This is a genomic window from Pseudomonas sp. PD9R (assembly GCF_019200975.1).
GTDB lineage: Bacteria > Pseudomonadota > Gammaproteobacteria > Pseudomonadales > Pseudomonadaceae > Aquipseudomonas.
In genome coordinates this window covers 178,742-200,564 of the sequence record NZ_JAHTMR010000010.1, presented here as the reverse complement: position 1 = coordinate 200,564, position 21,823 = coordinate 178,742, and the positions used below count along the sequence as shown (strand labels likewise).

11 protein-coding genes and 1 pseudogene are annotated in these 21,823 nt (G+C 59.0%); 5 read left to right on the top strand and 7 right to left on the bottom strand.

Annotated features, from left to right (window positions below; genetic code table 11):
• Window positions 1-132: 132 nt before the first annotated feature.
• From KUF73_RS20015 to KUF73_RS20000, 4 genes are all read right to left on the bottom strand, one after another.
• Window positions 133-5,265 carry a Tc toxin subunit A gene (locus KUF73_RS20015; RefSeq protein WP_218439777.1) on the bottom strand — a complete coding sequence of 1,711 codons (5,133 nt, stop codon included), beginning with the start codon at window positions 5,263-5,265 and terminating at the stop codon, window positions 133-135.
• A 351-nt stretch (window positions 5,266-5,616) separates the two neighbouring features.
• The gene (locus tag KUF73_RS20010; RefSeq protein WP_218439776.1) at window positions 5,617-5,964 is read right to left on the bottom strand and encodes a hypothetical protein; all 348 of its coding nucleotides are present in this window, start codon (window positions 5,962-5,964) and stop codon (window positions 5,617-5,619) included.
• Window positions 5,965-6,240: 276 nt separating this feature from the next.
• Window positions 6,241-6,600 carry a PilZ domain-containing protein gene (locus KUF73_RS20005; RefSeq protein ID WP_218439775.1) on the bottom strand — a complete coding sequence of 120 codons (360 nt, stop codon included), beginning with the start codon at window positions 6,598-6,600 and terminating at the stop codon, window positions 6,241-6,243.
• 247 nt (window positions 6,601-6,847) lie between these two features.
• Window positions 6,848-7,222 carry a tol-pal system YbgF family protein gene (locus KUF73_RS20000; RefSeq protein ID WP_218439774.1) on the bottom strand — a complete coding sequence of 125 codons (375 nt, stop codon included), beginning with the start codon at window positions 7,220-7,222 and terminating at the stop codon, window positions 6,848-6,850.
• A 171-nt stretch (window positions 7,223-7,393) separates the two neighbouring features.
• On the opposite strand from KUF73_RS20000, the gene pyk reads away from it, so the two are divergent.
• A complete protein-coding gene (gene pyk, locus KUF73_RS19995) occupies window positions 7,394-8,845 on the top strand; it encodes a pyruvate kinase (protein ID WP_218439773.1) in 1,452 nt (483 codons plus the stop codon).
• A 147-nt stretch (window positions 8,846-8,992) separates the two neighbouring features.
• Here pyk and KUF73_RS19990 read toward each other — a convergent pair whose 3' ends face one another.
• Genes KUF73_RS19990 through KUF73_RS19980 form a run of 3 tightly spaced genes read right to left on the bottom strand, consistent with a single transcriptional unit; the run spans window position 8,993 to window position 11,806 of the window.
• Window positions 8,993-9,742 carry an enoyl-CoA hydratase-related protein gene (locus KUF73_RS19990; RefSeq protein WP_218439772.1) on the bottom strand — a complete coding sequence of 250 codons (750 nt, stop codon included), beginning with the start codon at window positions 9,740-9,742 and terminating at the stop codon, window positions 8,993-8,995.
• A gap of 29 nt (window positions 9,743-9,771) precedes the next feature.
• Complete coding sequence (locus KUF73_RS19985) at window positions 9,772-10,707, bottom strand: iron-sulfur-binding ferredoxin reductase (RefSeq protein WP_218439771.1); 936 nt, start codon at window positions 10,705-10,707, stop codon at window positions 9,772-9,774.
• Window positions 10,700-11,806, bottom strand: a complete 1,107-nt coding sequence (locus tag KUF73_RS19980; protein ID WP_218439770.1) for a diguanylate cyclase — start codon at window positions 11,804-11,806, stop codon at window positions 10,700-10,702. The genes KUF73_RS19985 and KUF73_RS19980 overlap by 8 nt, the downstream gene beginning before the upstream one ends.
• A 398-nt stretch (window positions 11,807-12,204) precedes the next feature.
• Between KUF73_RS19980 and KUF73_RS19975 the strand changes: the two genes are divergently transcribed.
• The 4 genes and pseudogenes from KUF73_RS19975 (at window position 12,205) to KUF73_RS19960 (ending at window position 21,732) form a co-directional block, all read left to right on the top strand.
• Window positions 12,205-13,728, top strand: a complete 1,524-nt coding sequence (locus KUF73_RS19975) for a fumarate hydratase (RefSeq protein WP_162439642.1) — start codon at window positions 12,205-12,207, stop codon at window positions 13,726-13,728.
• Between the two features lie 209 nt (window positions 13,729-13,937).
• Entirely contained in the window at window positions 13,938-18,581 is a 4,644-nt protein-coding gene (locus KUF73_RS19970) for a SpvB/TcaC N-terminal domain-containing protein (protein WP_218439769.1), read from the top strand.
• A gap of 66 nt (window positions 18,582-18,647) precedes the next feature.
• The gene (locus KUF73_RS19965; protein WP_218439768.1) at window positions 18,648-20,408 is read left to right on the top strand and encodes an ATP-binding protein; all 1,761 of its coding nucleotides are present in this window, start codon (window positions 18,648-18,650) and stop codon (window positions 20,406-20,408) included.
• A pseudogene (locus KUF73_RS19960) lies at window positions 20,408-21,732 on the top strand (sigma-54-dependent transcriptional regulator). Before KUF73_RS19965 ends, KUF73_RS19960 begins: the two are co-directional and overlap by 1 nt.
• Window positions 21,733-21,823: the final 91 nt, after the last annotated feature.

Sequence of the window (21,823 nt, the reverse complement as noted above, 5' to 3'; positions counted from 1 at the left end):
CATGGAAATCCGAGCAGCAGTACCTGACCAATCGAAATTAGAGGTCGCGAATGCATATCGCCGTTTCGGCAAAAAAACTCAGAAAACCTGTTTGACATTGCCACTGAATTTAAAACATTAAACAAAGGTCGTTTAATTACTATCGACCACCTCTACCCGATAGTAAGGAGGAACAAAAAACCATTCGGACTTCAAAGCACCGCCTACAAAGAAACCAGCATTTAACGTGTGCTGCCCTGCAGTAAGCGTCGGTTTGAACTGAATACGCCAGCGACCGTCTTTTCCGACTACCCCCTGGGCATAAACAGTAGAAGACCCCGATTGCTTTATGATTCGGATCTCAACACCAGGCAACCCGATCCCCTCGACCCAGGACTCTTTTCTAACTTTGATGTGGCCGCTCGGGTTAAGAGCCGGGCTCACGATGACTCCTTTGGCAACAAAATCCGTCACCGTTACCCGCACATCCGCCGCCCACGCTTCAGTCGCATCGATATGCCGCTGCTTGACCGAAAGCACATGCGGCCCCATCGACATCGGTTCAGGAATCCGCACCGACCACCTTCCGTCATCGCTCACACTGGTACGCGCCAGCAGCGGACCTTCCTGACCTTCAAACACATAAATCTGCGCTGACGGACTGCCGGTGCCATTGAGCAACGGCTGAACTTCCACGTTGCCGCTGACGGGATACGAGAGCACCGGTGGCGGCGCATTCAGCTCACCTGACAACACCAGTCGCTGATCGAGTCGATTGCAATAGAAGGTCAGGTCGAACGCGCCGTTACGCAGATCCTTGCAATCGATGGCCCAGGTAAGCGTCCTTTGATCAGCGATCATGACGTAAGCCCCGGTGGGCGGACTGAAGATCATCCCCAGGCCCTTCGCCGAAAACTCACTGCTCCAGGCCAACATTGCCCGGGCATCCTTGAGGTCGACCGAAACCGGCAAGTCAATCGCCAGCGTGTATTGATGCCCGCGGATGAATTTCAAATCCACCTCGGTGCTAAAGGCATTGGTTGTCGTGTCAGTCAACCTGTAGGTCCACTCAATGGCCGGAACAACTTTGAGATTGAACACTCGCGGTTGTCCCGTGATGCCCTTGAGCGTGGCGGTCACCACATAATCCCCCACCTCAGCGGCCTCGAATGGAAAGGTCGAACGCCCCAATGCATCTGTGGAAATGATGACCGGTGTCGGGGCACTGCCACCCGTCTTTTGCACCGTCCATTCGATAGGGCTATTGGCAATCAGCCTGGACTGATTGTTCGCTTCCTCTCGCACGGCGACCCACAATAAAGTCGGCGTACCCGAGCCCGCTACCGGGTACAGGTAGTCAGTAGACTCGCCATGAATCACTGCCGTTTTCGCCACGTAAATATCAAGCTGCCGCTCGCCCATTTCGACCCTGGCGCTGAACGTCTGGTCTCCGGCGACCGGTGCGGCCACGGTAAATTGCGCAATGCCGTCGGCCAATGTGGTGCTATCACCGAGCTCCGTCTCTCCGTTGAGGAACTCGACTTTCACACCAGGCGAGGGTTGTTTCCCCAGACCGATCACGTGACAACTCAGTACCAGCGGCTCCCCGGCGAGCGCCATCGAGGTGGCCTCCAGCAGTTTGATGAACGGCTTGTCGACAAAGGTGATGTTGTTAATGATCAAGGAATCCTTGGTGCTGTAACTCGCAACCAGACTCGCGCTCGTCACCGGTTCCATACTTCTGACTTTGGTTCGGGCAATGCCTTGATCGTCGGTCATCACCACCAGTGGATCGGCCACGACATTCTGCCCGGCGAACGTCACGGTACGGCCGCGCCCCGGATTCTTATGACTATCGACAAGCTTCACATACACGGGGAAAAACGCCTGTCCTCCAGCCAGGAACGTGTCGTCTCTTCCAGGATCTTCGGTACTGTCAAGGCTGAAGCCCAGGGAGAACTCGTCGCTATCAATCAGGATTTTCGGCGCATACACCGTTTGCGCCAGACCATAAGTGCCCTTCACTTGCACGGCCCCCATCCAGGTTCCTATCTCCGGTTTGAAGCGGATCACCGCTCGGCCCTCATGATCAGTGATGGAAACCGAATCCATCAGTCCTGGACGGTCACTGCTCCAGGTCACGGTGATGTTCGGCAACACCTGATTGGTGAGATCTCGCAGCGTCAACTCGATCATTGCAACTTGACCACTCACATTGGCGATCAAGGTGTCGTTGATGCACCTGATGTCGTGCGTCACGCTTTGGCCGACTTCACCGAATGTCTGCGACAGGCCCTGCACGGCCGATTCGGACAGGCATTCCACCACATGCTCTGCCGCGCTGCGGCAGGCTGCCTTGTCGCTGTCCGGGGTCAGCGCGCCCAAACCGATAATGGCCTTGGCATCCAGCCCGCTACGCGTGGCCAGCCCCCGAATGCGAATCACGGTGTCAAGGGTCACCAGATCACGTACAACCGGCATCGATGGGCTGAGATAGAGAATGCATTCCAGCACCTCTCTCACACCCCACTTCACCACTTCTGCGAGTTTGCTTGCGGCGGAATCACGAATCAGACGAAGGTCTTCGGGCGACAGGTAGGTGGGCAAGGCGTTAACCAGCTCAAGATAGTGCAGCAGTTTTTCAGCCGGCTGACCGGTGTAGCTCACCATTCGCTGGAACAACGTCAAGTAATACAAAGAACTGAGGGAAAGCTCTTCGGGGTGCCGGAGGCCAAGCCATTGCCAGTTCTGGCGAGTGGTCAGGGCGACGAGCATCGCCGAACTGAGCCCCAGTTTTTGCACAACGTCTGCGCGCCGTACCAGATGGGCCAACAGGTTCAGCACATCGTCGCCAACGTTCACTTTATCGGAACCGGAAGTCACCGCTTCCAGCGCCCGCGTGGTCTCCAGAAGCAACAGGTAAACACCGCCCTTGTTGACCCATTTGAGCAACGGCAGCACCAGATCCTGGGAAAGGCTCAGGTATACCGACAAGCTTTCCTGCACCACCGCACTCTGCGCGTCCCGAGCTTGCAGCAGCAGGGCCAGAATCACCTCACAAACCCGCTCGATATCCTCTGGCGGAACTTGCGCCATGGTGACCGCCGCTTCGATTTCGCCACGCGCCAGTCGCTCGTAGTCGTCCGCATCGCCCGTGAGACTCACCACCAGGCCATCCTGGTCGACGACCTCTTCAAGCAGCTCCAGCCACCCTTCATAGTTGAGACTGCCGCTGGCTGGCACACCCGCCGCCCGCAGTGCCTGTTCAGAGAACCGTACTGGATGCAGCCGCTTGTACAGCTCCTGCAGCAGTGTGGTGTCCGCTTCAGTCGCCAATGGCGGAGCAATAACCGGGGCAACATGTTGCACTAGCCAGGACACGCTCAACTCATTTTCCTGACACCATTGAACGCAGGATTGCACGGCGTGCATCACGCTCAATACATCGCCATTACTGCTGGCACCGCTGACCCGCAAACGCGATTCGCCCAGCACCCGCTGCAACAGTTCACTGCCGCCCTTGTCACTCAAAGCCTCCAGCAATGCGCCCAATTCAATGGCGCTGATACGGAGAAAAGCTGCCAGCAATACATGGCGATACAAGGACGAAAGCACCGGCAGGCTGCATCGCAATTCGTCCGTCAGGTTATGACTCTTGGCCACGAACCGCGCCAGATAACGCCAGGCTTCCTGATTGATTCCCAGGCTGCTGCAAATCTGGTCGACCGTGCGTTTGTCGGCACGGGTCTGCGGGTCGATGGCGAAGGAGGAGTTATCCAGTTGTAAAGGCGTATCGAACATTGCCTGGGCGTTGAAGATCCGGTCGAACTGTGAGGGCTCCTCCCCCCGACCATAAGGCGAGATTTCATCAATCAGTGCAGCGAACTGCTCGGCAGAGCATTTGAACCGCAGGCGAAACTCCTGGAACAGACCGATGGCTCGCAGCGTGTTGTTGGTGATCAGCTTCGGCGTATCCGCCGGGTTTTGCGTATCAACAAGGTCGGCCCGTAACTCGGCGCGGATGGCTGCCATGACCAAGCGATCGGTTTGCTCGGGAGGCAATTGCAACCAACGGTTCAAGCGCAACATACGGTTCATGCGTTCAAAACGATTGCTGGTGCTGTTTAAAAACTGTCGTGTCCCGCTGGTCCGTACGCTCAGGTCCATCGCAGCAGTCGTACCGTCGTTGATGAACACCGAGCCAAACACTTTGGGTGACGCCACGGGTATCAGGCCGCTGGCGACATTACTTGAAAGGCTCGGCAAACAGTCTTCGATCGACAGAAACGACGTGAGCGTTTCGGCATCGATCGAGGTCTGGGCACAGAAATGCACCGAGTCCTTCAGGTCTTCAAAGGTTGAACCAAAGTTGCGTTTGTAGAACGCAGCTATTTCCGGAGCAGGGCTGTCGGGGGATAAAAAGATTTCCAGCAACATCCGTTGCCCTTGCGGCCCGATGTTGCAGGATTGACGAAGCGCGATATCCGAATAGTTTCCATGTATTCCTGACTGCTTGAAGTAAGGTGCCGTCAGGTCAATGACCCGCACCACTTCCCCCAGTGAAAGCTTGTTCTGCGTCAACACTTGCTTCCATTGCTCGGCATACCATTCGAACGGCATGCTGCGAAATGGAAAACGCGTTTCCAGCAAACGGTCATCGACCACTTTATCGTCTGCATTCGCGGGGACAGGGTTATCGTCGATGAACGATTCGATGATGCTTTCCAGCACTTCATTGACCAAGGTTACCGTTGGTTTGATCTGGAACATGCTCACTGAGTCGATAACCAGTTGGGCAAGATCCGGCCGCCGATCATCGAGGGTGATACGCCCGACTCCGCCTGCCGCGCGGCGTTCAAGATCCCGCGCCATTATCACCAGCCTTACAAAATAAGCGGCGGGCGAGATGCTGGAATCGGGGCTTTGTGAGGGGCTGAAACCCTCCCAATCGGGATTGAACAAATCGTCGAAAGTCGGCGTATCTATCCGCGACCGGATTCCGGTGCGATGCAACGGGTTGAGCGGCGCATGATTCACCAGACGCTGCTCACGAAACTCGCGAGCGGTGAAGACCGCCAGGCTTGCTGCCCTGTCGAGCAGCGCCTGTGCATCGCGGCTGTGCAGCCCGAATGTCTCCACCACATTTTGCCGCCCTCGCTTGAGCAATTCGAACACCGAACCGCCATCGGCAACAAACTCCTCATAGCTGCGTTGAATGGCGGGCTCAGCTGTACCCGGTATCAGATCCAGAAGCTGTTTGAGAGGCGGGGTGAATTCGTTGCTCATCGTAGGTCTCCTGCAACCCCGGACGTGGCGCCCATCGCGACACGCAAGGGAGAGTGATCGGCCATTGCCCTGTGGTGTTTTTTTACGCTGAAGGGCCGCGGGCAACTACCTGTCATAACTGACAGCTCAGACGAACGGTAGGGTTGTGGCATTTATCTCAAACCAGGGACCGGGGCGTTGACGAAGCGGAACTTGTCGGGTTCCAGGCATGAGATAAGCGCGCAGACGTTGGGCCTTGATATCTACCAAGGCTAGATGGATGAGGTCAGGACTCTCGTCGAAGGACGAGAGGGAATAGGTGCTGACCTCTGATGCAGGCAAGCATTACGGTGTTCACTCGATGTCGCAGGCTTACTCGGGCGGAGTTAATACATAGAACCAGCCAGTGTCGTACGTCGGAGTTTGACCTCCGCCCCCGCTGGAATACGTGAATTTATAATGAAGCGCATTAGGTCCACCCTCCAATGCTTGCGACGTCGAGTAGTTGTAATTAGGAGTTAGCACCACCGTTTGTGGCCCCCAGGGATTGAAAAAAAGCTCCATCCCCGCTGCACCGTTATAAGCGCCACGCCCACTGACCGGAACTGGCGACGAATAAAATTCACCCCCACGAGGCGAGTCCGGTGGCCACGGTGAAATCGGGAACTCTGCATCGCGGGCACTTGTGGTTAAGACAGGTGAGTTTTCAGTCGTCTTCATTGAAACGCTCCTTATTGGATTGGCTGCAGCGGTCCGGGCAAATAGCGTAGGGAGGCTGCAGCATCGGTTTAGCGCTTCACGAAAAGTTTGGCTACTGTCAGAAATTACAGGTAGCGGTACAACTGACCATAAAATAGGTACCGTTCGTCTGTGCACGCGGGATAACGAGATAGCGGCGGAGGACTACGTCACATCAAGATCGCAGCCTGCGGCAGCGCCTGCATTGACTGGACGTCGATCGTGCAGGAGCTGCCGCAGGCTGCGATTTTTTGCTTGTCAGACAGATGCCGACAACGTCTGAAAACTGAAGTACTGCTTCAACGCCTCAACCAATTGCCCATATTCCGCGGGTGCCCGTTGCAGGCTGAACCCGGCGTCATAGTGTTGAGGCGTTGCATCTTCGTGGCACCACAGGCAACACGCCCGCAGGTCGATGACCTGCAGGATGCCGTCGCTGGCGGGGATTTTCAGGCGCAGGTCGAAGTCGGCGCCGATCATCATCGGCAGCTGACTGATGAGCATCAGCCCATCTTCGGAGACGTTGCCCAGAAAGCCGATGGGTTTGTCGGTGATGCTGTTGAACACTTTCAGGAAATACGGCAGTTGATGCCGCTCGATCCGGCGGTCGGTGAACATGCTGAATTCACTACGCAAGGCCCTTAAGCAGGGCCGCACTAATGCTTCGGAACGGGCCTGCCTGCTGAGACTGAAAAAGGCATTGGCGCGCTCTCCCCGATCCCGGTGCGACAGTCCTCGATAACCGCTGCCGCTTACGCCTGCCGATCACAGGTGTTGCCCCGGCTTAGAGGCAAGGCTCTAAAACCGGCTTATTCGACTATAGCTCACCGCCGCCGGTCGGCCAGCTATTGGAAGACAACTAGCATTAGAACTGTGTCGGACGCACCGCCGTGGCACTGCGAGTCGGGTAGTGACCCAGGCTTGCCAGGGTTTCGAGGCGGGCGCGGGCGCGGTAGGCGTATTCGCTCTGTGGATACGAGGCGATGATGAACTGGTAAGTCTGGGCCGCGTCGATAAACATCTTTTGCCGTTCCAGGCACTGGCCGCGCATCATCGAGACCTCAGGCCACACATACGGCCGCGCCCGGCTGTCACGCTCGACCTTGGACAATTCGAGCATCACTTGCTCGCAATTGCCCCTGTCATAAGCACTGTAGGCATTGTTCAAATGATGGTTCATCGCAAAACGAACGCAGCCCGTGGCACTGAGGGCAAGGGCTGCAATGAGCATGAATCGCATGGGGGATCTCCTGTCTTGAACGCTGTATCGACCTGCAGGCGGAAATCTTCAGGCTGCCCGGCGCAAAGTTGTCAGGTTCAATAAAGAAAGCAAAAAGTAGTGCATACGAACAATGACTACACCTTCGGAGCATAGTAGCCTCACTCAGCGCTTGAACTCAGGAGTCTTTGCATGTCCGTCCGTCGTACCAAAATCGTCGCTACCCTTGGCCCGGCCAGTAACTCGCCGGAAGTTCTCGAACAGCTGATTCTGGCTGGCCTGGACGTCGCCCGCCTGAACTTCTCCCATGGCACCCCCGACGAGCACAAGGCTCGCGCGAAGCTGGTGCGTGACCTCGCTGCCAAGCACGGTCGCTTCGTCGCCCTGCTGGGTGACTTGCAAGGCCCGAAAATCCGTATCGCCAAATTCGCCAACAAGAAGATCGAGCTGAAGATCGGTGACAAGTTCACCTTCTCCACCAGCCATCCGCTGACCGAAGGCAACCAGCAAGTGGTCGGCATCGACTATCCGGACCTGGTCAAGGACTGTGGCGTGGGCGACGAGCTGCTGCTCGACGACGGCCGCGTGGTGATGCGCGTTGATACCGCCACCGCCACCGAATTGCATTGCACCGTGACCATCGGCGGCCCGCTGTCCGACCACAAAGGCATCAACCGTCGCGGTGGCGGCCTGACCGCACCGGCCCTGACCGAAAAAGACAAGGCCGACATCAAGCTCGCCGCCGAAATGGAAGTCGACTACCTTGCCGTATCCTTCCCGCGTGATGCGGCCGACATGGAATACGCCCGTAAACTGCGCGACGAAGCCGGCGGTACTGCCTGGCTGGTGGCGAAGATCGAACGCGCCGAAGCCGTTGCGGACGACGAAACCCTCGATGGCCTGATCAATGCCTCGGACGCGGTGATGGTGGCTCGTGGTGACCTCGGTGTGGAAATCGGCGACGCCGAGCTGGTGGGCATTCAGAAGAAAATCATTCTGCACGCACGCCGCCACAACAAGGCTGTGATCGTGGCGACCCAGATGATGGAGTCGATGATCCAGAACCCGATGCCGACCCGCGCCGAAGTGTCCGACGTGGCCAACGCCGTGCTCGACTACACCGACGCCGTGATGCTTTCGGCCGAAAGTGCTGCCGGCCTGTACCCGCTGGAAGCCGTGCAAGCAATGGCACGCATCTGCGTCGGCGCTGAAAAGCACCCGACCAGCAAGACCTCCAGCCACCGTATCGGCAAGGAGTTCCAGCGCTGTGACGAGAGCATCGCGCTGGCGACCATGTACACCGCCAATCACTTCCCGGGCGTGAAAGCGATCATCGCCTTGACCGAAAGTGGCTACACGCCGTTGATCATGTCGCGCATCCGCTCCTCGGTGCCGATCTACGCGTTCACCCCGCACCGCGAAGCCCAGGCTCGCGCGGCGATGTTCCGTGGCGTGTACACCATCCCGTTCGACCCGGCCTCACTGGCACCGAACGAAGTCAGCCAGAAGGCTATCGACGAACTGGTTAAACGCGGCGTGGTTGAGAAAGGCGACTGGGTCATCCTGACCAAAGGCGACAGCTACCACACCACCGGCGGCACCAACGGCATGAAAATCCTGCACGTTGGCGATCCGATGGTCTGAGTGATCGGTTGCTGAAAAACAAAAGCCCTGCCATGTGAATGGCGGGGCTTTTGTGTTTTGAAGATCAAAAGATCGCAGCCTGCGGCAGCTCCTACATGGCAATGCGATCCGTGTAGGAGCTGCCGAAGGCTGCGATCTTTTCAGGATTCAATGCCGTTTGATAAACCCAGCCAACGCCGCCATTGCTTCCGGCGAACGCAGCCGCTGAGTGAACAACGCCCCCTCTTCTTCTATCACCTTGCGCAGTAACGCCCGATCCGGTGCCTTCATCAATTGCTTGCTGATTCGCACCGCCTCCGGTGGCAGCGACTCGAACCGCAGCGCCATTTCCCGTGCCTTGGCCAAGGCCTCTTCGCCACTGCCCAACGCTTCGGAGGCAATGCCCCAAGCGGCGGCCTGTGCGCCAGTAAAACCTTCGCCAAGTAACAACAACTCCGCTGCCTTGGCCTGTCCAAGCAATCGCGGCAGGATCAGGCTGGAGCCGAACTCCGGGCATAAACCAAGGTTGACGAATGGCATGCGTAACCGTGCATCACGACTGACATAGACCAGATCGCAATGCAGCAACATCGTTGTGCCGATACCCACCGCTGCGCCAGCCACGGCGGCGATCACCGGTTTACGGCATTCAAGCAGCGCGAGCATGAACTGGAACACCGGGCTGTCGAGGTTGCCCGGTGGTTGCTGGATAAAGTCCGCGATGTCGTTGCCGGCGGTGAAACATTCGCTGGAACCGGTGATTAGCACGGCGTTGATTTTAGGATCGGTATCGGCGTGCTTGAGCGCTTCGGCCAAATGGCTGTACATGGCACGGGTCAGGGCATTTTTCTTGTCGGGGCGATTCAGGCGCAGGGTCAGCAGGCCGCGTTCGCGTTCAACTTGGATGGCATCGGTCATGACAGGTCTCGCGTCTGAAAAGTCAGCGCTCAACCACGGGGCAGGAAGACATCGGCCAGCAGTTGATTGCGCGGCAATCCCGCCAGGTACAGGCGTCGGGCAAAGGCGTCGACACTGTCGGGGGCTCCGCAGAGTAAGGCGAGGGTTTGCCGGGAAACAAGCCGCAGTTGCGCCAAAGCCGCTGGCAGCTCGGCCGCCGTCCATAGTTCGATACTGAGGTCCGGGCGGCTGGCGGCCATTGCCTGCAGGGGTTTGGCCAGGTAATGCTCATCGGCATCATGGGCCAGGTGAATGACGCGGATCGCGCCTTGGTGATCCTGACGCAAAGCTTCGCGCAGCACGCCAAACAGCGGCCCCAAGCCGGTGCCGGACGCCATCAGCCACAGCGGCCGAGCATGCCAGTCCGGGTCGTAATGCAGCGCCCCGCCGCGCAACTCGCCGAGGCGGATGGGATCGCCGATTTTCAGCTGGCGCGCCGCATCGCTGAATTGCCCTGGCAAGCGACAATCGAGGTGAAACTCCAGAAAACGGTCGTCTTCCGGAAGGCTCGCGAGGGAGTACGGCCGCGCGACATTGCCCGCCCACAACACCAGGTGCTGACCGGCGCGATAACGCAACGGACGCTGCGGAGTCAGGCGCAGGCGCAACACGCTGGCGCTCAACCAATCGACGGCTGCCACCTCGGCTGGGCGACCATCCTGCTGCGGGTCGAAGGTGTGCACCTGCAAGTCCTCGACGACCTGGCACTGACACGCCAGTCGCCAGCCTTGCTGACGCTGCTCCGCGCTCAAGGCATCGGGACGGTTGTCGCTCGGCAGCCCTTGAACACACTGCACCAGACACGCATGGCAACTGCCTGCACGACAACTATAAGGCACCGACACGCCGTTCTGATTCAGCGCATCAAGCAGATTGCTGCCCGCCGCCACTGACCATTGGCGCTCGCCCACGCGTAACTCAGGCATCGACGTTTTCCCACGCCGCCGCGCAACGATTGCGGCCGTCACGCTTGGCCCGATAGAGCGCCTGATCGGCGCGCTGCAAGGCGTCGTCGAGGTCATCGCCGAGTTCCAGCAACGTCATGCCGGCGGACAGGCTGAGGTTACTCACATTGAGGCCAATCAATTCGACATCGGTGAAGGCGATGCGCAGCCGCTCGCAGCACGAGGTCAGGCTCTCGGCATCGCAATCGGGCAACAGCACCACGAACTCCTCACCGCCATAACGCGCCAGCACATCCCCATCACGCAGACACGCCGAGGCCACACCGGCAAAGGCTTGCAGCACCTGATCACCGGCGGCATGGCCGTGCAGGTCGTTGATCCGCTTGAAATGGTCGAGATCGATCAACGCCAGGCCGTGTACGACACCGGCGTCCATGGCGCTCAACTCGCGGGAGGCCAGACGCAGGAAATGCCGGCGATTGAACAACCCGGTCAACTCGTCGGTGGCCACCAAATCTTCGAGCTGGCGCATCATCCCGCGCAGTGTGTCCTGGTGCGCCTGTAGGGCAAAACGCCGCTGGCGCATGCGATGTCGCGAGGCTTGGACATAACCGGCGTACAGCACCAACCAGACCAGCACGATCAGCAACACGCACACCTGCAACGCCGCCAGCGCCGGGTCGGGCAGCTGGAAGCGGTAGCCCTCCCACAACGTGATCGCGCTGAAACTGAAGAACACCAGCAAGGCACAACGCAGCATTGAGCGACGAGAAAGATGAAACAGCCCGAACAATAGAATCAGCACGTAAAAAACCAGGAACAGACCGCGCGCATCCCCAAGATGCGCAATCAGCCAGGTTTGCCAACCCAGGCCCAACAGCACTTGGGCTTCGGTCAGGCTGGGGTCGGCGAAGCGCAGGTTGTAGCCGGAATAAAACAGGGCGAACAGCGTCGCCTGGCTGATCACCACCAGGGCGCTGCCAATGGCGACGCCGGGAAGCGAGTCCTGATAGTGCCCGGTAAAAAACGCCAGCCACAGCAGCAGCAATGCCAGGGCATAGGTGCCGGCCGCGAGGGCGAAACGCTTGAGCAACAGTCGCTGGATGGCGTTATGGGTCAATCGTTGACTCACCGAATGAAAGGAGACTGACAGAGCGTCCTACTCTACAGACCGAATGTCACTGTAGTGGCGCGGCCGATAAATGACCATTCAATTTTCCGGCTGCCCGAATTGCCCTGTACCCGCTGCCGAAGGCTGCGATTTTTTGATCCTGTTTTTAAAAGCAAAGTCAAAAGATCGCAGCTTTCGGCAGCTCCTACAGGATTTGTGCGTATTTTATAAGACCAACGATTGACTGCCGGCGGGTGTGTACGGCACCGAGGCGCGGTATACTGCCGCGCCTTTTTAGCGTCGCGCCAGCATGCCCGGCGTGCCTTGAAAGGTGCTTGCAACCGACCGATTCAACCAAGCTGCAAGCACCTTATTGAATGTTCCCGTCTTTTAGAGGAGCGCGACTCATGACCGTGATCAAGCAAGACGACCTGATTCAGAGCGTTGCCGACGCCCTGCAGTTCATTTCCTATTACCACCCCGTGGATTTCATCCAGGCGATGCACGAAGCCTACCTGCGCGAAGAATCGCCAGCGGCCCGTGATTCGATGGCGCAGATCCTGATCAACTCGCGCATGTGCGCCACCGGCCACCGCCCGATCTGCCAGGACACCGGCATCGTGACCGTGTTTGTCCGCGTGGGCATGGACGTGCGCTGGGATGGCGCCACCATGAGCCTGGACGACATGATCAACCAAGGCGTGCGCCAGGCTTACAACCTGCCGGAAAACGTCCTGCGTGCTTCGATCCTCGCCGACCCGGCGGGCGCTCGCAAGAACACCAAGGACAACACCCCGGCTGTTATCCACTACTCCATCGTTCCGGGTAACACCGTGGAAGTGGACGTGGCGGCCAAGGGTGGCGGCTCCGAGAACAAGTCGAAGATGGCCATGCTCAACCCGTCCGACTCGATCGTCGACTGGGTGCTGAAAACCGTGCCAACCATGGGCGCCGGCTGGTGCCCACCGGGCATGCTCGGCATCGGCATCGGCGGCACCGCCGAGAAAGCCGCGGTGATGGCCAAGGAAGTGTTGATGGAATCCATCGACATCCATGAGCTGAAAAAGCGCGGCCCGTCCAACCGTATCGAAGAGATGCGCCTGGAGCTGTTCGAGAAGGTCAACCAACTGGGCATCGGCGCCCAGGGCCTCGGTGGCCTGACCACCGTGCTCGACGTGAAGATCATGGACTACCCGACCCACGCCGCTTCGTTGCCGGTGTGCATGATCCCGAACTGCGCCGCCACCCGTCACGCGCACTTCGTGCTCGACGGCTCCGGCCCGGCCTCGCTGGAAGCGCCGCCGCTGGACGCCTACCCGGAAATCGTCTGGGAAGCCGGCCCGTCGGCTCGCCGTGTCAACCTCGACACCCTGACCCCGGAAGAAGTACAGAGCTGGAAGCCGGGCGAAACCGTCCTGCTCAACGGCAAAATGCTCACCGGTCGCGACGCCGCGCACAAGCGCATGGTCGAGATGCTGAACAAGGGCGAAACCCTGCCGGTAGACCTCAAGGGTCGCTTCATCTACTACGTCGGCCCGGTTGATCCGGTGCGCGAAGAAGTGGTTGGCCCGGCGGGCCCGACCACCGCTACGCGGATGGACAAATTCACCCGTCAGATCCTCGAGCAAACCGGCCTGCTGGGCATGATCGGCAAATCCGAGCGCGGCCCGACCGCGATCGAAGCGATCAAGGACCACAAAGCCGTTTACCTGATGGCAGTGGGCGGCGCGGCGTACCTGGTGGCGCAAGCGATCAAGAAATCCCGCGTTGTAGCGTTCGCCGAACTGGGCATGGAAGCGATCTACGAGTTCGACGTCAAAGACATGCCGGTGACCGTTGCGGTTGATAGCAAAGGCGAATCGGTACACATCACCGGTCCTGCCATCTGGCAGAAAAAGATCAGTGAAAGCCTGGCAGTGGAAGTGCAATAACCACTGACATGGCGCAGTGAAAAACCGGCCCGCTGGAAACAACGGGCCGGTTTTTTTGTGCCTTTGAAAAGTAATCAACGGGAAGAAAAAACAAACCGATTTGCTCTAAGCATTTCCCTTCGACCTGTCAGATCTGACAGGTCACAGCAACGATCACGCCTGATAAGTTGAAAGCACTGGTTGCACTCTCTGTCACGGCGGACACCCACATGGCCACAGAACAACAGGGCACTCTGGAAATCAACGCACCTTCCCTTCCAAAGGGTGGTGGTGCGATCCAAAGCATCGGCAAGGGTTGGGGCGGCGTCGGCACCACCGGTGCTGCATCGCTGGAGTTGCCGCTACCGATCAGCAACGCGCCCAACCGCGACATGGTCCCGCCGCTGGGCTTGAGCTACAGCAGCGACGTCGGCAATAGCCCGTTCGGCATTGGTTGGCGGCTGACCACCAACGCGATCACCCTGCGCACCACCAAGGGCGTGCCCAAATACGACGGCAACGATCAGGTGGTTGGTCCAGGCGGTGATGTATGGATGCCTGAGAAGGATGGCGCCGGCAACGTCATCTTCAGAGAAGTGTCGGAGTACAACGCCGTCAAAAATCTGGGCAAGCACCGGGTCGTGCGCTACTGGCCACGGGTCGAAGGTGCTTTCGATTTGATCGAGCACTGGACCAAAATTGATGACGCGGACAATACCTCAGGATTCTGGCTGATCCATGGCGCCGACGGCAGCCTGCACTGCTACGGCAAAACCGACGCTTCGCGCCGGGCCGACCCAAACGACAAGACCCATGTCGGCGTTTGGCTGATTGATGAAAGCCTCAACCTGCGCGGCGAACATGTGGTGTACGAATACCAGGCCGAAGTCGACGAACCGCTGCCTCGCGACTACCGCGCCCAGCGATACCTGCGCCGGGTCCTGTACGGAAATGCCCTGGCGTCTGTCGATCTGTATTCCTGGAGTGCCGACCGCTGGAAAAACGTGCAATGGCATTTCCATCTGCTGTTCGATTACGGCGAACGCAGCGCCGACCTGACGCAAGTGCCGCTCTACGATCTGGCCGGCATCGAGAACGGCGAATGGGGCGAGCCGCGCAAAGATCCGTTCTGGAACTACGCCTACGGTTTCGAACTGGGCTCGCGGCGCCTGTGCCGGCAAGTGTTGATGTTTCATCAGTTTATCGATGCGTTGGGCGACGAACCGGTACTGGTCCAACGCCTGCTGCTGGAACACCGCGAAAGTGCCTTGGGTTACAACCACCTGTCCGCCGCCCACATTCAGGCCTACGACAACCAGGGGCAGATGGAAAGTCGACCACCGATGGAGTTCGTCTACAACCCGTTCAAACTGGACAGTCGCCGCCCGGGGTGGAGCGAATTCCCACAAATGCCCGGCCTCAACGACGGCCAGCACTATCAGTTGGTGGACTTGTATGGCGAAGGGACGCCGGGCGTGCTGTTTCGCAGTGACAAGGCCTGGTATTACCGCGAGCCCCTCCGCGCTGAAACCGGAGGCGACGACGTGCAGTACGGCGACTGGAACCGGTTGCCTCACATTCCGGTGGCCGACAGCAGTAAACCGATTCGCCAGTCCCTCAGCGACCTGACCGGTGATGGCAAGCTTGACTGGGTGATCGCCCAACCCGGTCTTTGTGGTTTTTTCACCCTCAATCCCGACCGGAGCTGGTCGAACTTCGTGAGATACGATGCGTTCCCCACGGAGTTTTTTCATCCCATGGCGCAATTGGCGGATCTGGTCGGCGATGGCCTGACCGATCTGGCACTGATCGGCCCGCGCAGCGTGCGCCTGTATGCCAGCCGGCGTGAAATCGGCTTCGCCATTGGTAGCGACGTGCCTCACGATGACGACGCCTTGCCGTTACTGAGCAATGCCCGCAATGAACTCGTGGCCTTCAGCGATCCACTGGGCAGCGGTGCACAACACTTGATCCGCATCCGACACAACGAGGTCAAATGCTGGCCGAACCTGGGCCATGGAAAGTTCGGCAAAGGTTTTGTGCTCTGCGCTTTGCCCTTTCTTTATGAAGAATTCGACGCCTCCCGAGTGCAACTGGCCGACCTGGACGGCTCCGGCGCTGTCGACCTGATCTATCTGGAATCGGATGGCTTCCGGGTCTTCATGAACAACAGCGGCAACGGTTTCGATCAGGCTTCCATCGACATGCCGTGGCCCGAGGGTGTGCGTTACGACCGTCTCTGCCAGGTCAGCATCGCCGACCTGCAAGGCCTGGGCTGTTCAAGCCTGATACTAACCGTGCCGCATATGAAACCCGAACACTGGCGTTACGATTTTGTCAGCGCCAAGCCTTATCTGGTCAACGCGACTCACAACAATATGGGGGCCGTCACCGGCGTGACCTATCGCAGTTCAGCTCAGGAATGGCTGGACGAAAAAGCCGAACTGATTGCAGCCGGCAAAGACCCGGTGTCGTTTCTGCCTTTTGCCATGCACCTGGTCAACCAGCAAACGCAGCTCGATGAGATCACCGGCAACCGATTGACCCAGGGTTTTTCCTACCGCCAGGGTTTTTACGACAGCGTCGAGCGTGAGTTCCGCGGCTTTGGCCTGCTGCTGCAAACGGATACTGAAGCCTCGGCCGCTGAGCGCACCAGCCAGGGTTTCACCGCGCCCATCCTCAGCAAGACCTGGTTTCACACAGGCAAAGCCGTGGATATGCGTGACGACGATTACTACAGCGGTGACGCCAACGCCGTCGCTCTGCAAGAAACACTGCTGCACGAGTATCACCTCAACGATGCAGCCGGTCGTTTGAAAACTCCAGATGAGGGCCTCGCGCGAGAAATGGCCCGTGCGCTCAGCGGCACGGTGCTGCGCTCGGAGATTTTCGCCGCCGATGATGATCCCGAAACAGCCGTGCCTTACACCGTGCAAGAGAACCGTTTTCTGATCCGCGAGCTGCGCCCCAAAGGCAACCATCATCCCTATGCCGTCCTGCAACTTCTCGCACTGGAAAGCATCGCCTATCAATACGAACCGCAAGTCGCCGACGACCCGCAATGCCAGCACACCCTCAATCTGGATTGGGACAAGTTCGGCAGTTTGGTCCACGGCTTTACCGTGCACTACGCCCGGCGCAAAACCGACCAGGACACACCACCTTTTGCCGTTGACGAATCCGTTGACGAAAGCGATGAGTTCTACGAAAACAAATGGTGGCTGGACGCCCATGATGAGGCCCAACAGTGCTGGTACCTGACCCAGGCCAAGGCCGAGTATTACCACCTGGAAAATTTTGCTGGCTGGCGTCTGGGCCTGCCCTATCGTCAACGCGGCAACGCGCTGGTCCTGAACAAGGATGAGCTACGATCTGCCGACATCAACTACCAGAAATTCCTTGAATGGTCTGGTGACAACGGGGCCTGGGCTGCCAAGGCCGTGTTGACCGGCTTGTCCTTGCAGCGCTATCAGGATCCGGCCACCGGAGAGCTACTGGACCCAGATCCAGAACAGAACAAGATCATTTTCAATGCCCTGCCCGATTACCAGGAAACCGCCGAACTGGACGCCACGGCCCTGAGCGCCTACGACAAGCTCAAGGACGAAAACGGCATCATGCCGTTCAACCTCAAGGAAAAACTTCAATCGCCCGAGGTGGGCTATCACATCATGGCTCTGTTCCTGCCGGCCTCCCCCGCAGGCGAACCCGATGATCCGACCGATGCCAAGAATTACCTGTGGTCAGTGCGCAAAAGCTTCCCCACCTATCATGGTTTGACCGGTTTTTATAACGTCGAAAAATTCCAACAGACCAAGAGCCATGGCATCACCACCGTGACCTATGACGGCTACTGGTGCCTGAGTACTTCGGTCACGCTGCCGGACGGTTGCACCACGCTCATCTTCGATATTGATTACTGCACGTTTCTCCCCGCTGGCATCATCGACCCCAATCAGAACATTCAGGAAGCCCGTTACGACGCTTTTGGCGCGGTAAGGGTGACCAGCTTCCATGGCACCGAGTCAGGCGTCGAGGTAGGTTTCGATCCACTAAGCGGTTACACGCCATCAGAGGACCGCAGCCCCGCTACCGCCATTGCCGACCCCAAAATAGCCATCGGCAACTACGCCACGGCCACGTTCTCCGACCCGTTCGCCTGGATGTGCCGGGTTCCGCAGGACATACCTCCTTCCGCTGCCTGGCTGACTTGGGCGCGCGCCAAAGGTTTCATAGTGCCTAGTGGTCACATTTGCGCCAGCGCCTGGTTGTACATCGAAGGCCTCGAAAACTCTAGCGCGAACGATCTATACCTGCTGCAGTGCATCGACCCGAGCCAACGTGAACCGGTACTCATTGCCACCTTACAGGCCGACCGTTACCCCGGTGATTCAGCGATGCAGGTCCGTGTGGCCATCGCCTGCTGGGATGGCTTCGGCCGACCCCTGCAAACCAAGCAAGAAGTCGAGCCCGGCATGGCCTGGGTTGTGAACGACAAGGGCGAACTCGAAATTGAAAACGGCAAACCAAAAGAAGCGCTGGCGGCAAGACGCTGGCGGGTCAGCGAACGGGTCGAGCGCAACAACAAGGACGAAATCGTGAGGACCTATCGACCCTACTTCGCCAACCTGTTCCGCTACATCAATGACGAGGCGATCCGCGCATTCGGCTACCACGATCAGCAGTTCTACGACGCCGCAGGCAGACCTACGCACACCGTGCTGGCGAAAAAAATGCTGCAAGGAAACCCACCGGAAGAAAAACCGCTGCGCCGGGAACAGCGCTACCGCACGTGGTACACCATTGCCTTTGATGAGAATGATCTGTTTGACCCGCCGCCCGTGCAACGCCGCACGCGTTCGATAACAGGATGAACCGAGGGGGGGACCACCGTAGCGCGCATGCTATCGTGCTCCCCCTTTTCGCCTGTTGTTCACCGCATGCTCCCGACTTCCCGAACCCTGCGCCTGGCGCTCTACACCTTATTAATCATCGCCGGTGCAGCCCTTGCAGCCACCTTGGCCATGCGCCACACCGTGCGCCAGTCGATGGTTGAAGACGCGGCTCGGGCCAATCAGCAATTGGCGTTGTACGCGACATCGCTGCACACCCTGATCGAACGCTACCGCGCCCTGCCCTCGGTGCTGGCGCTGGATCCGCAATTGCGTGACGCGCTGAATGGCCCGGTGAGCCCCGAGCAACAGGACGTGCTGAATCGCAAACTGGAAAAGATCAACGGTGCCGCCGAGTCCTCGACCCTGGAATTGCTCGATCGCACCGGTCTCGCCGTGGCCGCGAGCAACTGGCGTTTGCCCAGCAGTTACGTCGGGCACAACTACGGTTTCCGTCCCTACTTCAGTCAGACTCGCACCCAGGGTACCGGGCGCTTTTATGCCGTGGGCGTGACCAGCGGGATTCCGGGTTACTTCCTGTCCAGCGCCGTCACCAACGACGACGGGCAGTTTCTCGGGGCCATGGTGGTGAAACTGGAATTTCCCGAACTGGAGCGGGAATGGCGTCAGGGCACTGACACGCTGCTGGTCAGCGACGCGCGCGGGATTATCTTCATCGCCAACCAGCCGGGCTGGCGTTATCGACAATTAAAACCGCTGAACGACAGCGATCACGCCGAACTCAAGGTCACCCGCCAATACGACAAACAACCGTTGACGCCGCTTGAGTATCAATCGCTGCGCAGCTTCGACGAAAACAGCGAGCTGGCGCGAGTCGATGGCCCCGACGGGCAAGCGGATTACCTTTGGGAATCCCTGCCACTGACGGCGGAAGGCTGGACCCTGCACCTGCTGCGTCGCCCGCATGTTGCCTTCGAAGACAGCCGTAACGCCGCGCTCGCGGCGGCAGGTCTGTGGCTGACACTGGTGTTTCTACTGCTGTTTCTCAATCAGCGCTGGCGCCTGGCCAAACTGCGTCAGCGCAGCCGTGAGGAGCTCGAACAGCTTGTGGACGAGAGAACCCGTGACCTGCGCACCGCCCAGGAAGGCCTGGTGCAATCGGCGAAACTTGCGGCGCTCGGGCAAATGTCGGCGGCGCTGGCCCACGAGATCAATCAACCGCTGACCGCCCAACGCATGCAACTCGCCACCCTGCGCCTGTTGCTCGATCACGGCCGGGTCGACGACGCCTACAAGGCGCTCAAACCGGTGGACGACATGCTCACGCGCATGGCCGCCCTCACCGGCCATCTGAAAACCTTCGCCCGCAAAAGCCCCAGCGGCTTGCGCGAACGTCTGGATCTGGCGGCGGTGGTGGACCAGTCACTGCAACTGCTCGACACTCGTCTGCGCGATGAACAGGTCAGCTCGGTTCTGCACCTGACGCGTCCGGCCTGGGTTCGCGGCGATGCGATTCGCCTCGAACAGGTGCTGATCAACCTGCTGCGCAACGCGCTCGATGCGATGCAGGATAAACCCTGCAAGCGCCTGGAAATCCGCCTCGAAGCCGACGAACAATTGTGGCGCTTGAGTGTGATCGACAACGGCGGCGGCATCGCCGAAGAGAACCTGTCGAAGGTGTTCGACCCGTTTTTCACCACCAAACCGGTGGGCGATGGCCTGGGCATCGGCTTGGCGGTTTCTTTCGCGATTGTTCACGAGTCGGGTGGGCGTCTGATGGCGGAAAATCATGACAAAGGCGCGGTGTTTTCCCTGACCTTGCCGATTGATCAGGAGGCGCAAAGCTGATGCTGAATAGCGTGATGGTGGTCGACGACGAGAGCAGCATCCGCAGCGCCGTCGAACAATGGCTGAGCCTGTCGGGGTTCGAGGTAAAGTTGTTCAGCCGCGCCGACGAATGCCTGGCAGCGTTACCCAAACATTTCGCCGGGGTGATTCTCAGTGACGTGCGCATGCCCGGCATGACGGGTCTGGAGTTGCTGGCTGAAGTGCAGCGGCGCGATGCCGACTTGCCGGTGATCCTGCTGACCGGCCATGGCGATGTGCCGATGGCCGTCGATGCGATGCGCGATGGCGCCTACGACTTTCTGGAAAAACCCTTCAGCCCCGAAACCCTGCTCGGCAGCCTGCGCCGAGCGCTGGAGAAGCGCCGACTGGTGCTGGAAAACCGCGCCCTGCACGAACAAGCGGACAACCGCGACAAACTCGATGCTACGCTGCTGGGCGTATCCCGGGGCTTGCAGACCTTGCGCCGGCAAGTGCTGGATCTGGCAGCGTTGCCGGTCAATGTACTGATCCGTGGCGAAACCGGCAGCGGCAAGGAATTGGTCGCCCGCTGCCTGCACGACTTCGGCCCACGCGCCGACAAACCCTTCGTCGCATTGAACTGCGCGGCCATCCCCGAGCAACTGTTTGAAGCCGAGCTGTTCGGTCATGAAAGCGGTGCGTTCACCGGTGCCCAGGGCAAGCGCATCGGCAAGCTCGAATACGCCGACGGCGGCACGCTGTTTCTCGATGAGATCGAAAGCATGCCCTTGGCGCAGCAGGTGAAATTACTGCGGGTGCTGCAGGAACAGAAACTGGAACGACTGGGTTCGAACCAAAGTATCCGCGTGGATTTACGCATCATCGCGGCAACCAAACCGGACCTGCTCGACGAAGCAAGGGCCGGACGGTTTCGCGAGGACCTGGCCTATCGCTTGAACGTCGCCGAGTTGCGTTTACCTCCGCTACGTGACCGCCGCGAAGACATTCCCTTGTTGTATGCGTCCTTCGCCCGAAGTGCCGCCGAGCGTTTGGGCCGCACCTTCACGCCGCTGAGCGGCCCGCAATTGAGCTATCTGCTGAGCCACGACTGGCCGGGCAATGTGCGTGAATTGGCCAACGTCGCCGAGCGGCAGATATTGGGCCTCGGCGAACCGGAGCCTGCGGGCATTGAGCCAGGCCAGTCACTGGCGGCACAGCAGGAAGCCTTTGAAGCGCAGTGCCTGCGCGCCGCGTTGACCCGGCACAAGGGCGATGTGAAAGCGGTGCTGAAGAGCTGCAACTGCCCCGACGCACATTCAATGAAAAGATGCAGCGGCATGGGTTGAGCAGAGAGATGTTTTTGTAATCGACCTTAAAGATCAAAAGATCGCAGCCTTCGGCAGCTCCTACAGGGGAAAGCATTCCAATGTCGGAGCTGCCGAAGGCTGCGATCTTTT